The following is an 11,660-nucleotide window of genomic DNA, read 5'->3' on the forward strand; positions in this document are numbered from 1 at the left end:
TTAGTTGTTTCAAAATTACTACGATGGCAACGAGGCATAAAATTTTTTCTTTTCTCATGCAACTCTTCATCCTCTGCTTTTTGACAAGTCTCTCTATGCTTTGGCAAGAAGTTGCAGCGCAACCGTCGGATAAATTCCCGATAGAAATCAAATGGCGCGGCAACGATATTGTCGGTGATAGTTTGGTTAAATTGCTCAAGGCGCACATTCATCGTTCGCCTTCTTTGCGCCTTGTTGAACCGCAAGGCGCACAAGTTCGCCTGATTTTGATTATCACAACAATGGAATCACCTGTCTTCCAGCTTTTGGCAAAGAATCGGTTTATTCGCAAAAATGAAATCGCCTCGCAGTACTCTGTGATTTGGGTTTCATCGGTGCCAGGGGAAATGCCATGGTATTTAGCTGACCAAATTGGGATGTGTCCGCCGAATTCTAAATTAAACGATCTTGCACAGAGTTTAATTGAAACCACTACAGAAGAGATTTTGCCACAATTTCGCCGAATGATTCGCTTTATTAGGTAGCAAGTCTACATCTTTCGTTCTCATCACAGTCCATGACAATGTATCAATCGCATTACTCTCGTTTTTTAGGTGCTGCACCACACCGCTTGCATTTTGCGGCTCATAGCCATCATCTTTGGCTTGATGTCACGCGTGAGGCACAACTGCAATACTGGGACGACAGCGCACGCTATGCCGACAAGAAATGGCGCCACATCTTTTCGACTGTCATTCCTGAAGCACAGCGGCATATTGCATCGCTGCTTGAGCTTTCATACCCTGAACAAATTGTTTTTGCGCCGAACACGCATGAATTTGTCGCGCGCCTTTTCTCCGCACTCGATTGGTCAAAGCCTGTAAAAATTCTGACGACAGACAGCGAGTTTTATAGCTTTTCGCGTCAACTGGCACGCTTGCAAGAAGCCATGCCTTCAATGCTTCTTGCACGCAAGATTCCTACTGAACCTTTTGAGACTTTCGAGGCGCGCTTTTGTGAGGCAATTGCAAACGAGAGATTCGATATGATTTTCTTTAGCCATGTGTTTTTCAATTCAGGGTTCGTTATCTCCGACTTAGAGCGGCTCGTGAGCAGTGTTGCTTCTCCCAAGACGCTTATTGTCATTGATGGCTATCACGGGTTTTGTGCAATTCCTACATCGCTGCGCAAGATTGAATCGCGTGTGTTTTATCTCTCGGGGGGGTACAAATATGCGCAGTCAGGCGAAGGGGTATGCTTTTTAGTTGTGCCAAAGGGCTGCACCTTGCGTCCTGTTTATACAGGCTGGTTTGCTGAATTTGGTGCACTTGCTGAAGAGCACCACGAGGAAGTCGCCTACAGCAGCGACGGACAGCGATTTGCGGGGGCAACCTTCGATCCAAGTGGTCTTTACCGTTTTAATGCTGCTATGCGTTGGCTTGCTGCGCAGCATCTTAGCGTAGAGGCAATTGACGACTACGTCAAGCACTTGCAAGCGTGTTTTTGCAGCGCCTTGAAGCATCGTCCATCAAGGCTTTACCACTTTCTGCTCTGCGACCCTCGCGCAATCTGACACAGTGCGGACACTTTCTTACATTTGAACTCGAAGATGCTGCTGCACTTGAAGCCGCACTTTTAGCAAAGGATATTTATATTGACCGCCGTGCCAATCGTTTGCGTTTCGGCTTTGGACTCTATCACACTCACGCCGATATTGATCGCCTGATTGAGCGATTGCAATCGTTATAGTTTTTACACCGTGCCTTGTGGCTTGCAGAATTTAGACCAGTTGCACTTCCACAGATTCTAACACTTTGGCAACACACTCAATCATTTCTTCGGTAAGTTCCGGATACATAGGCAGAGAGAGAAGTTGATGCATTTGCGAGGCAGCGACAGGGAAATCTTGCACGGTGTATCCAAAACGCTGATAGGCTTTCAGAAGCGGCAGCGGCGTTGGGTAGTGAATCCCTGTCTCCACGCCTTCTGCTTTGAGTCTTTCTATGACTTGCTCACGGTTTGCCACACGCACCACAAACAAGTGATAGACATGGCGCGAATATGCTGGTTCTTTTGGCAAGATGATCCCTAAGTTGGCAAGATACTTTTTGTAGAGTGCAGCATTGCGCCGACGCGCTTCAGTCCACTTTTCTAGATGCGGCAATTTGACGCTGAGCACCGCCGCTTGCAAGCCATCTAGACGGCTATTGCGTCCTTCAACCTCGTGTTCGTTTTTCCTTGGCTGTCCGTGATTTGCAATCAAGCGTGCTATGCGAGCAATTTCATCATCGTTTGTCACCATTGCGCCTGCATCGCCATAGGCACCTAAATTTTTCCAGGATAAAAGCTAAACGAGGCGCAGTTACCGAATGTGCCAGTCATTTTACCTTTGTAGGTTGCGCCGTGCGACTGCGCACAGTCTTCCATGACTTTGAGTTGGTGTTTTTGCGCAATTGCCATAATCTCGTCCATTTCTGCTGGCAAGCCATAGAGATGCACAGGCACAATCGCTTTGGTGCGCGGCGTAATTTTTTCTTCAATTTTGCTCGGGTCAATCGTGTAGTAGTCAGGTAGAATATCCACAAACACTGGTATTGCCCCAATGTTTGAGACCGCCTCAGAGGTGGAGATCCAAGAGTTTGCCGGTACAATCACTTCATCGCCTTGACCGATGCCCATGGCTTTAAGCAAAATCTCAAGTGAATCTGTACCATTAGCACAACTGATGCAGTGTTTTACACCAAGATATTGCGCAAACGCCTCTTCAAACGCTCTTGCATATTTGCCGCTGATAAATGCCGTCTCTGCAATCACATTTGCAATGGCTTGATCAATCTCGGCTTTGAGCGCATGGTACTGAGCTTTAAGATCAACAAATGGAATTTTCATTTTGAGTCTTTTTTTGGCACAATGCGTGCAATTCTACACGGTTCTTTCCACAAAACCAAAACCTTGCTTTGCACACCGATTGACTTCATGCTCGCCTTTTTCTTTTGCGCAAACACAGATTGGACGTATCTTTTATGTTTGTGTGCTTTTTGTTAAGAGTTCTTTTTTCGTGCTGAATACCTTAACACTATAACACAATCACCTACCATGTCTGTTATTCGTTTGGGGTTGGAGTGGTTTCTCAACCCAGATCACGCACCGTTTATGATTGCCGAAGAAAAAGGCTGGCTAAAAGAAGCAGGTCTTTCGCTTGAGCTTATTGAGCCTAAAGCACACCTTGATGCGATTGACGCTATTGAGCGTGGTGACCTTGATGTTGCGATTACAGAGCCAATTCATCTTGTGCTTGATGCTGCAAAGGGCAAGTCGATTGTTGGCTTTGCGCGCTTTTTGCACACGAACGGCGGTGTGATGTATTTGAAACATCGCGGCATTTTGCGTCCGCGCGATATGGTCGGCAAACGCGTGCAGTATCCGGGTGCACCCGGTCCCGGCGGTCTAGCTATTGTGCGCACTATGATTGAAGCGGATGGTGGACCTAAGGACGCACCGCTTACCGCAGTCAACAATAGTTTCTACCACACGGATGCGCTTGCAGAAGGCAAAGCCGATGTTGCTACGCTTGTGTTCTACAATTTTGAAATTATTGAAGCGCGTCATCGTGGCTTGGAAGCCGAATTCTTTGCGCTCAAAGATTGGGGCATTCCTGACTTTTGCCAACTGATTCTGATTACATCGCCACATCTTTTAGCTTCCCGAGAATCCGACATTCGTGCGCTGCTCAAAGTTTTAAGACACAGCATTGACTTTATTCATCAGCACCCTGACGAGACCAAGCTCATTTACCTTAGCCGTACGGGCACGGCACTTGATGATACACTCAGCAACGCCATTTATGATGCCACTGTCCCCTGTTTTACGTTTGACTTTACGCTCTCGGCAGAGTATCTCGAATCACTTCAAGCATGGCTTTATCGTACAGGGCAAATTGAAAAACAGCCTGATGTGCATACCTATTGGACTAATCGCCTTGCGCTTGGCGATGTCTTTACTTTTGCTATACCCTAACTGTTGTGCCTCTACACACTTTGGATTGATTAGATTAGTTTAGTGCACAAAATTTTTCAACTTCAGCTATGAAGAAACTTCTTGCTTTGTCGCTTTCACTGACGCTGCTTACACTAGCGGCTTGCCAACAGCAAAATCCTGTCGTACCAGAGATTATTCGGCGTACAGTTGGGCTTTTTCGCGTCCTGAAGCCTGCACAAGATTCCTTTGTTGTTTTGAGCACAAGCGATACGCTCCAACTTTCTTGGGAGACTGCGGCTTTTGACTTATCTGGCAATATCAAGTACAATGCTATTCTTGACCTTGATTCCAACTTTGACAATGGTCGCGTTTTGAGCATAGAGACTACTGTAGAAAGCCTTCGCATTAGTGCTCAGACCTTGCAGAGCTTGCCTTCGTTTCGCAACGACACCTTTTACTTCTACACTGTCTTTGCAACCAACCTGCGTGAGACACTCCGCTCTGCGAACAGGCATATTTTCTTTTTACGTGTGGAGCAATAAGTATGATTGCAAAAAGTGTGCTCAAGACCTTGCGTGAGCTTGTTGGCAGTGAGAACTATTCAGACTCGGAGCTTGACAAATTGCTCTATTCTTACGATGCGACGCCCATGCTGCGTCAAAAGCCCGATGCGGTCGTTATTCCTCGCTCTGCCGAAATTATTTCTAAAATCATGATGCTGGCAAATCAAGCTGGTTTTGCTGTTGTGCCACGCGGCTCTGGGTCAGGGCTTTCAGGCGGCAGTGTGCCTGTTGAAAATAGTATTGTCTTGCTTTTCCCGCCGATGAACCGCATCCTTGAAATTAACGAGGAAGATTTTACAGCCACTGTTGAGGCTGGCGTCATTACAGCGACACTTCAAAAAGCGGTTGAAGCCAAAGGGCTTTTTTATCCACCTGACCCGGGCAGTGCGACAATTTCCACCATTGGTGGTAACATCGCTGAAAATGCTGGGGGCTTGCGGGGTTTGAAATATGGCGTAACCAAAAACTATGTGCTTACAGTGGAAGTTGTCTTGCCCTCTGGCGACCTTGTAACGCTTGGCACACGTTCGATCAAAGACGTTCAGGGCTTGAACCTCAAAGATGTTTTCATTGGCTCAGAAGGCACGCTGGGCATTTTCACCAAAGCCACGCTTCGACTGCTGCCCAAACCCGCGGCATCAAAAGTGATTTTAGTGCATCTCGAGTCGCTGGCAAAGGTCGGTGAGTTTGTTGGCGAAGTTGCGCATGCGCGCGTCGTGCCCGCTATGTTTGAGTTTTTAGACCAAACCACGATTCAAGCTGTGGAAGGCTATGCTAAAATTGGTTTGCCTACCAACATTGCTGCACTGGTTTTGATTGAACTTGATGGACATGCTGCCGTTGTGGAAGAGGATACTGCAACGGTCTTTCGCATTGCCCAAAAACTGGGCGCAAGTTTTGTCAAAGCCGCTGAATCTGACGAAGAAGCCATGAAATTGAAACTGGCGCGCAAATCTGCTTTCTCTGCTCTGGCACGCCTAAAACCCACCACGATTTTGGAAGATGCTAGTGTGCCTCGCTCCGCCCTGCCTCAGATGCTGGAACTGACGCAACGCTTTTCTAAAGCGCATCAAGTGCTTGTCGGAAATTTCGGACACTTAGGCGATGGGAATTTGCACCCCACTTGCCTGATCAGTGAGCGCGATAAGGATGAGGTGCATCGCAGTGAACTTTTCTTCGAAAAAGTATTTAATGCCGCCATTGATTTTGGTGGCACCATTACAGGTGAGCACGGCACTGGACTTGCAAAGAAAAAATTTCTTGAGCGAGCTGCTGGTGAAACCCAAGTTGAAGTCATGCGTCGCTTTAAGGCTGCGCTCGATCCCAATAATGTTCTCAATCCTAATAAAATTTTTGATTCACGCGTTTTCTTCAAAACCAAGTGCGAGCGGCGTATAGCTTAATGCCTTAGCAGCGTCACGATTTCAAACACACCACCGTGCCTTTGTATGAAAAAAGGCAACTATGACAGTTGCCCTGCAAGTTTTGGCTTTTTGATGACTGATGCGTTTAGAGGGCTGACGAAGTTGTATTTGCTCCGCTTGTTGCACTTGTGCCAGAATCAGCAGCAGGCAACATGCCCATCTTGCGCTTGAGTTCCAGTAAGGAATCGGACGCCGCTGCTTTTGAGGGCGTTGCCAACACTTTGTTGATTTGCTCATCCACGGTTGTCGTGGCTTCTGCAATTTGTGCGTAGGCTTCGGCTTCTGCTTCGGTTTGTGTTACGCGCTCTTTCATCTTTTCAAGCATTGCAATCGTACCTGATGCATCCACGCCCGAGAGCTGCTGATTGATTTTCTTCGTGGCTTCAGCGGCTTTCGCTCTACCCTTGAGTGTTATCAGTTCATTTTCGTAGCGCGTGATGGTAGATTGAAGTTTTTGCACTTTCGCTTGCAAAGCATCGGACTGCTGCTGCTGGATTTGGGCATCAGCCAGCAGTTGGCGACCACGCGACTCAAACTCTTGCTTGCGATTGAGGGCTTCTGTTGCCAATCGCTCAGCTTCTGCCATATCCAGATCGCCAGCTTGTGCGCGCTGCAGGAGCGCCATGGCTTTGCGCTCATACTCTTGAGCTTGACGCAACTGATCTTCACCATCTTTGCGCAGCCGCACAGCAACCGCTTTCACTTGCGCAAGCGCTTGAATTGATTTTGCTAAATCAGCACGCAATTCACGAATACCTTGCTCCGTCATTTTCACAGGGTCTTCCATTTTATCGACGACTGCATGCGCTTCCGATTGCGCAACTCTGAAAATTCTTCTGAATAATCCTGCCATAAAACCTCCTTCAAATTTTTAGAGTTTGTGTTTATGCTTTTGCGTATCTGAGAAGTTCGCTGCTGTGTTCAGCCAAACCGAACGAGAGCGCTTCAATCGAAGCGTACAGTTCATTTGGATCCAAATTCTCGATTTGCAGTGTGTCTCGGAAAATGACGTTTTTACCTTCTTCATCGAGCACAAATGCTCCATGAACTAAGGTACGGTTCATTTTGAGCAATTTTTCATAAAAATCACCCGGATTTTCTGGCACGGGCATGATGACTTGCTCAATGACTAAAATTGTATCCTCGCAGTCAATCACCATATTTTTAATACCGTATTCTTCATCTTCGACTACCAAAATTTCATTTTGTTCGTCTTCTTTGACAATCTTCAAGTCCATATCCAGAATCATATTCTTTATCGCTTGGAAGCGGGTTTCCACTTCGTTGAACGGATTTTGCATAGTCTTTTGTCGGATTTAGTTGGTGGTTGAGTTCAATTTTTCTTACTTAAATATTTCGTGAGTTCTTCGTACGCGCGGTTAATGCCCTTTGTGAGCTCTGTTGCAATCTGCTGCTTTTCAGGCTGCCCAGCAAACTTATCGGGATGATACTTAGCGACCATCTTTCGCCATGCTCGCCTGACCGTCTCCAAATCTGAACCATAAGGAATTTCTAAGTTCGCATAGTAGCCCGCTATTTTTGAGTCCATGCTCGATGCTGAGCTGTAGCGCGATGAACTTCCATAACTTTGATTTTGATAAGAATCGCGCCAGTTGTGCTGATAGAACTGTTCACTATCGCTGTAGCTGTAACCTTTATCCTGCTTGTAGTGTTTTTTTTCTTGATGCGCTTTCTGCTGCGCCTGATACGCTCGATAGGCTTTTTCTCTTGCCCGATTGTATTGCAGCTCAAACTCACGTAGCAAGTCCTCCAAGCGAGCCTCTGTCAAACGCTCTGACCTTAAGCCTGAGAGTTGGTATGCTTTTAACACTCGGATTAGACGTGATAGGACACTCATTTGGGTTTAGGTCGTATATTTAGGCAAGTGCACAGTTACAGATAATACTTTGCATGTTGCCTTCTGCGTTCTTGACTGCGCTGCTGACACACTTGTTGATTTGACTAATCTAAAATATCTGAGCGTTTCATCAAAATCGCTTAACTATGAAATAGTGTCGGACAGGCAACTTTCACTTGCATGGGTGCGTAAATCAAGCACTGCTTCACTATACGTTCAACACAACCGTCAAATGTCTCTTTCGCATTTTGGAATTCACTTTCTTTTCAAGAATCGCATTATTCGTTTTGTTTTTCGAGTCTGTTGCTTGTTTTTTTTCCTTTTTGTCACTTCTGACGCTCCTGCACACCCTCATGCTGATTCCATCCGTGTGGGTTCGTTGAAGAGGCTTTTTATCAAGAAAGCCATTGACCGCATCACGATTGACGCACACCTTAACGAACAGGCGTGGCAAGACGCTGAGGTTGCTACTGGCTTCATACAGAACTTCCCATTTGATACCTCACTTGCTTGCGCACAAACCGAAGTGCGTGCCACATACGACGATGCCACACTCTACATCAGTGCCATTTGCTATGATCACTCCAACGCCGATTTTGTCGTGCAATCGCTTCGGCGCGATTTTGGCTACGAAGATAACGACAACTTTAGCGTCGTCATAGACCCGCTCTCGAATCAGACCACAGGCTTTTTGTTCAGCGTTAGTCCTTTTGGCGTACAGTCTGAAGGGCTCATTTCAGGTGGCGGCGGGTTTGGCTCCAGTGCCACTTGGGACAATGCCTGGCAAGCAGAAGCACGCATTGATTCTGGTAAGTGGATCGCAGAGCTTGCCATTCCCTTCAATACGCTGCGCTTCAAGAGCGGCACTGGCAGCTGGCGCATCAATTTTGTACGCAATAACCTCAAAGTCCCTGAAAGCTCCTCTTGGGCACCCATTCCACGCGCATTTCGCATCGCTAACCTTGCTTTTGCTGGCGAACTGCTCTGGGAGAGTGCTCCTGAGAACCGTAGCGCAAATCTCTCTTTTATCCCTTACACCATTGGCAGCATGAATGCAAATTACCAAACGCGCACATTCCCCAATCCGACCGCAAACTTCGGCGGCGATGCCAAACTTGCTCTCAGCTCTGCACTTAACCTTGACTTGACCTTCAATCCTGATTTTTCACAAGTCGATGTCGACCGACAAATCACGAACCTTGATCGCTTCACCATCTTTTTTCCTGAACTGCGCCAATTTTTCTTAGAAAATAGCGACCTTTTTTCATCGCTGGGTTTTTCACGCATTCGTCCATTTTTTCTCGCCAAATTGGTCTCTTTAACGGTCAGCCGACACAAATTCTGGCTGGCGCGCGGCTCTCGGGCAATCTGGATGCCAATTGGCGTATCGGCGCCCTCACGCTTCAAACAGCGCGCAACGATTCGCTTCGGTATAATGGGAACAATTACTCCGTTGCTGTACTGCAACGCCTGCTCTTTGAGCGCTCAAGCCTGACGGTCTTTGGCGTCAATCGTCAAGGGGCAAATTATCGCGGCATTGAAGGCAATGATTTTAATCGCGTCTTTGGCGTGGATTTTAATCTCGGCACCTTCGATGGGCGATGGATTGGACGCTTGTTTTATCACCATAACTTTACCCCACGCGCTCAACCACATCAATACGCTACCGCACTTTTCCTGCGCTATGAACAGCCCGAGTTTCGCTTGGAATGGAACCACGAGTTTATCGGCGAGCACTATAACCCTGAAGTCGGCTTCGTGCCCCGACGCGGGGTCTGGCGCTTTGAACCACAAGCTACTTACCGCTTCTACCCTAAGTCAAATTTCATCAACAATCATGGTCTGGATTTTCGGCTCGATATGTATCGATCGCAAGACTTCAACACCGAACTTGACCGAGCGCTCGAGCTCACTTACTTTTTCAATCTGCAAAACACCGCTCGATTTGGCATCGCTTTCAGAGACATCCTTACTCGACTGACTTTTCCTTTTGACCCTACTGGACGCAATGAACCTGACAATCAACTGTCCTTGGGGGTCTACGAGTATCAAATCTATGGCGCTTATTTTGAGACAGACTTGCGTGAGCGTTTTTCTCTTTCTGGCTCTGGCAACTATGGCGGGTATTTCAATGGCAATCGTTTTCAGTATAGCCTGACAGCACGCTACCGTGCGCAACCTTACGGCTTAATTTCACTTGGGCTTGAACAAAATTACATCCTGCTGCCCGAGCCCTTTCGCAGTGCAACACTCACTTTGCTGCAAGGACGCTTCGATCTTTCTCTTACACGCGAACTTTTTATCACCGCATTCTTGCAGTATAACACACAACTCGAAAACATTAACCTCAATGCTCGCTTGCAGTGGCGCTTTGCCCCAATGAGCGATGTCTTCCTCGTCTATACCGATAACTATCACATAGAAACTTTTGGTGTTCGCAATCGCGGCGTGGTGCTAAAAGTAACATACTGGTTCAATGCCTAAGCTTCAAAAATTATCTCTGGCGGACAAACCGGCGTCGATCAAGCCGCGCTGCAACTTGCGCTCGAACTTGGCTTCGACATCGGCGGCTGGTGCCCACCCAACCGTGCCTGCGAAGACGGTCAAATCCCCGATATATTCCCGCTTATTCCAACACCCGAAGAACACAGCACACGCGCCCCACACATCGCCCGCTCCCTGCGCACCGAATGGAACGTACGCGATAGCCACGCCACACTGATTCTCCTGCCCGATACACTCCAACCCGACCCCGGCACTGCTTGGACAATCGCGTGCACCCAACACTATGGCAAACCTTCACTGATTGCCAACCCCTTCTCAACACAGGCTACACACACCATCCTCCAATGGCTCTTGAGACTGCAACCCTCAACACTTAACATCGCCGGTCCAAGCGAAAAGACTTGCAACGGCATCGCACTTGCTACAGCACGCACCTTGAAACCTGCGCTCTTACAACTCAAACACACTCAAGCCTAAACTCCACACGATATTTTCCGCTTTTCGTATCTTCTTTTCAACTCAAACAACACTGAACGATGAAAACGCAAGTCCTTGACACACTCTCCGACTACGAACTCGAGCGCGGAAAACCCATGCCAAACTTTAACCACGGCTACATTCAAGCTAACCTGATTGTCAGTCTGCGCCAGCAATACGGCAAGCAGTTTTCCGTAGTCTCTGAAGTCTCTATTCCGACACCAACGGCAAGTGTTACGCCCGATGTCTTGGTCTTCAACAAGCGCCCCGTTAATTGGCTTGAAATTAAACCTGAACTTGCTGAACCGCCAATTCTTGCTGTTGAAATTCAAAGCCCTTCGCAAGCAATGGAAACACTCCTTGAAAAAGTCAAAGCTCTGCTTGAAATCGGAGTAAAATCCGTGTGGGTGATTCAACCTGCGCTGCAAACTGTGTCCGTCTTCACTGCATTTGCACCACCCAAAACCTTCGTACAAGGCACAGTCAGCGACCACACCAGTGGTATTGAACTCTCGCTTGCAGAAATTTTCGCAACCGAGTAAAGTTACGCGCCAATTCGCGCAAGCATGTCTTTGACTTTTGCTTCAATTAAATCGCGCACTTTGCGAAACTCTTCGGGCTCCATGTGTTTCGGGTCGGGAATTGCCCAGTCCTCACGAATCTTGGCGCGCACAAAGGGACATTCATCGCCGCAACCCATCGTTGCCACAAAATCATACTCGATATCGGGAATTTCATTGAGCGATTTTGATGTGTGTGTGGTAAGGTCGTAGCCAAGTTCCTTCATCGCTTCAATGGCTTTCGGATTGACCTTGCCCGACGGCGCGAGCCTGAAACTGTAGGCCTCCACATTCCCCCGTTGCCGTGAATTTTTAG

Annotated in this window: 13 protein-coding genes and 2 pseudogenes; 9 read left to right on the plus strand and 6 right to left on the minus strand. The window is 47.5% G+C overall.

Features of this window, described 5'->3' with window-relative positions:
- Nucleotides 1-23: 23 nt before the first annotated feature.
- Nucleotides 24-524 (plus strand): hypothetical protein, encoded by a 501-nt coding sequence (locus CMR00_08675; protein PIO47752.1) that lies wholly within the window; start codon nucleotides 24-26, stop codon nucleotides 522-524.
- 38 nt (nucleotides 525-562) lie between these two features.
- Nucleotides 563-1,728: pseudogene (locus tag CMR00_08680) on the plus strand (selenocysteine lyase).
- A gap of 31 nt (nucleotides 1,729-1,759) precedes the next feature.
- On the opposite strand, the pseudogene CMR00_08685 reads toward CMR00_08680, so the two are convergent.
- Nucleotides 1,760-2,868 (minus strand): annotated as a pseudogene (locus CMR00_08685) (erythromycin biosynthesis sensory transduction protein eryC1).
- 207 nt (nucleotides 2,869-3,075) lie between these two features.
- Between CMR00_08685 and CMR00_08690 the strand changes: the two are divergent.
- The 3 genes from CMR00_08690 (at nucleotide 3,076) to CMR00_08700 (ending at nucleotide 5,923) form a co-directional block, all read left to right on the plus strand.
- Nucleotides 3,076-3,996, plus strand: coding sequence for an ABC transporter substrate-binding protein (locus CMR00_08690; protein ID PIO47753.1), 921 nt, complete (start codon nucleotides 3,076-3,078; stop codon nucleotides 3,994-3,996).
- Between the two features lie 68 nt (nucleotides 3,997-4,064).
- Complete coding sequence (locus CMR00_08695; GenBank protein ID PIO47754.1) at nucleotides 4,065-4,499, plus strand: hypothetical protein; 435 nt, start codon at nucleotides 4,065-4,067, stop codon at nucleotides 4,497-4,499.
- Nucleotides 4,500-4,501: 2 nt separating this feature from the next.
- Entirely contained in the window at nucleotides 4,502-5,923 is a 1,422-nt protein-coding gene (locus tag CMR00_08700) for a glycolate oxidase subunit GlcD (GenBank protein ID PIO47755.1), read from the plus strand.
- A gap of 106 nt (nucleotides 5,924-6,029) precedes the next feature.
- Here CMR00_08700 and CMR00_08705 read toward each other — a convergent pair whose 3' ends face one another.
- From CMR00_08705 to CMR00_08715, 3 genes are read right to left on the minus strand one after another with little or no spacing between them, the layout of a single operon-like run.
- The gene (locus tag CMR00_08705) at nucleotides 6,030-6,797 is read right to left on the minus strand and encodes a phage shock protein A (GenBank protein PIO47756.1); all 768 of its coding nucleotides are present in this window, start codon (nucleotides 6,795-6,797) and stop codon (nucleotides 6,030-6,032) included.
- Nucleotides 6,798-6,828: 31 nt separating this feature from the next.
- Nucleotides 6,829-7,224 carry a molecular chaperone Tir gene (locus CMR00_08710; GenBank protein ID PIO47765.1) on the minus strand — a complete coding sequence of 132 codons (396 nt, stop codon included), beginning with the start codon at nucleotides 7,222-7,224 and terminating at the stop codon, nucleotides 6,829-6,831.
- A gap of 53 nt (nucleotides 7,225-7,277) precedes the next feature.
- Nucleotides 7,278-7,802, minus strand: coding sequence for a hypothetical protein (locus CMR00_08715; GenBank protein ID PIO47757.1), 525 nt, complete (start codon nucleotides 7,800-7,802; stop codon nucleotides 7,278-7,280).
- Nucleotides 7,803-8,034: 232 nt separating this feature from the next.
- Between CMR00_08715 and CMR00_08720 the strand changes: the two genes are divergently transcribed.
- On the plus strand, nucleotides 8,035-9,297 hold the full coding sequence (locus tag CMR00_08720) for a hypothetical protein (protein PIO47758.1): 1,263 nt from the start codon (nucleotides 8,035-8,037) through the stop codon (nucleotides 9,295-9,297).
- Here the strand turns inward: CMR00_08720 and CMR00_08725 are convergent.
- On the minus strand, nucleotides 9,288-9,521 hold the full coding sequence (locus CMR00_08725; protein PIO47759.1) for a hypothetical protein: 234 nt from the start codon (nucleotides 9,519-9,521) through the stop codon (nucleotides 9,288-9,290). The genes CMR00_08720 and CMR00_08725 overlap by 10 nt on opposite strands.
- Between CMR00_08725 and CMR00_08730 the strand changes: the two genes are divergently transcribed.
- Genes CMR00_08730 through CMR00_08740 form a run of 3 tightly spaced genes read left to right on the plus strand, consistent with a single transcriptional unit; the run spans nucleotide 9,507 to nucleotide 11,326 of the window.
- A complete protein-coding gene (locus CMR00_08730) occupies nucleotides 9,507-10,286 on the plus strand; it encodes a hypothetical protein (GenBank protein PIO47760.1) in 780 nt (259 codons plus the stop codon). The genes CMR00_08725 and CMR00_08730 overlap by 15 nt on opposite strands.
- Nucleotides 10,287-10,295: 9 nt before the next feature.
- Nucleotides 10,296-10,784, plus strand: a complete 489-nt coding sequence (locus CMR00_08735; protein ID PIO47766.1) for a molybdenum cofactor carrier — start codon at nucleotides 10,296-10,298, stop codon at nucleotides 10,782-10,784.
- Nucleotides 10,785-10,843: 59 nt separating this feature from the next.
- On the plus strand, nucleotides 10,844-11,326 hold the full coding sequence (locus tag CMR00_08740) for a hypothetical protein (GenBank protein ID PIO47761.1): 483 nt from the start codon (nucleotides 10,844-10,846) through the stop codon (nucleotides 11,324-11,326).
- A 2-nt stretch (nucleotides 11,327-11,328) separates the two neighbouring features.
- Here CMR00_08740 and CMR00_08745 read toward each other — a convergent pair whose 3' ends face one another.
- Nucleotides 11,329-11,634, minus strand: a complete 306-nt coding sequence (locus CMR00_08745) for a low molecular weight phosphatase family protein (protein PIO47762.1) — start codon at nucleotides 11,632-11,634, stop codon at nucleotides 11,329-11,331.
- Nucleotides 11,635-11,660 lie beyond the last annotated feature (26 nt).

The organism is [Chlorobium] sp. 445, from assembly GCA_002763895.1.
Classification (GTDB): Bacteria; Bacteroidota; Chlorobiia; order Chlorobiales; family Thermochlorobacteraceae; genus Thermochlorobacter.

Excerpts from the sequence above, each read along its gene's own strand:
- CMR00_08675 (PIO47752.1), top strand. The coding sequence starts at position 24 with ATGGCAACGAGGCATAAAATTTTTTCTTTTCTCATGCAACTCTTCATC.
- CMR00_08690 (PIO47753.1), top strand. The coding sequence starts at position 3,076 with ATGTCTGTTATTCGTTTGGGGTTGGAGTGGTTTCTCAACCCAGATCAC.
- CMR00_08695 (PIO47754.1), top strand. The coding sequence starts at position 4,065 with ATGAAGAAACTTCTTGCTTTGTCGCTTTCACTGACGCTGCTTACACTA.
- CMR00_08700 (PIO47755.1), top strand. The coding sequence starts at position 4,502 with ATGATTGCAAAAAGTGTGCTCAAGACCTTGCGTGAGCTTGTTGGCAGT.
- CMR00_08705 (PIO47756.1), bottom strand. The coding sequence starts at position 6,797 with ATGGCAGGATTATTCAGAAGAATTTTCAGAGTTGCGCAATCGGAAGCG.
- CMR00_08715 (PIO47757.1), bottom strand. The coding sequence starts at position 7,802 with ATGAGTGTCCTATCACGTCTAATCCGAGTGTTAAAAGCATACCAACTC.
- CMR00_08720 (PIO47758.1), top strand. The coding sequence starts at position 8,035 with ATGTCTCTTTCGCATTTTGGAATTCACTTTCTTTTCAAGAATCGCATT.
- CMR00_08740 (PIO47761.1), top strand. The coding sequence starts at position 10,844 with ATGAAAACGCAAGTCCTTGACACACTCTCCGACTACGAACTCGAGCGC.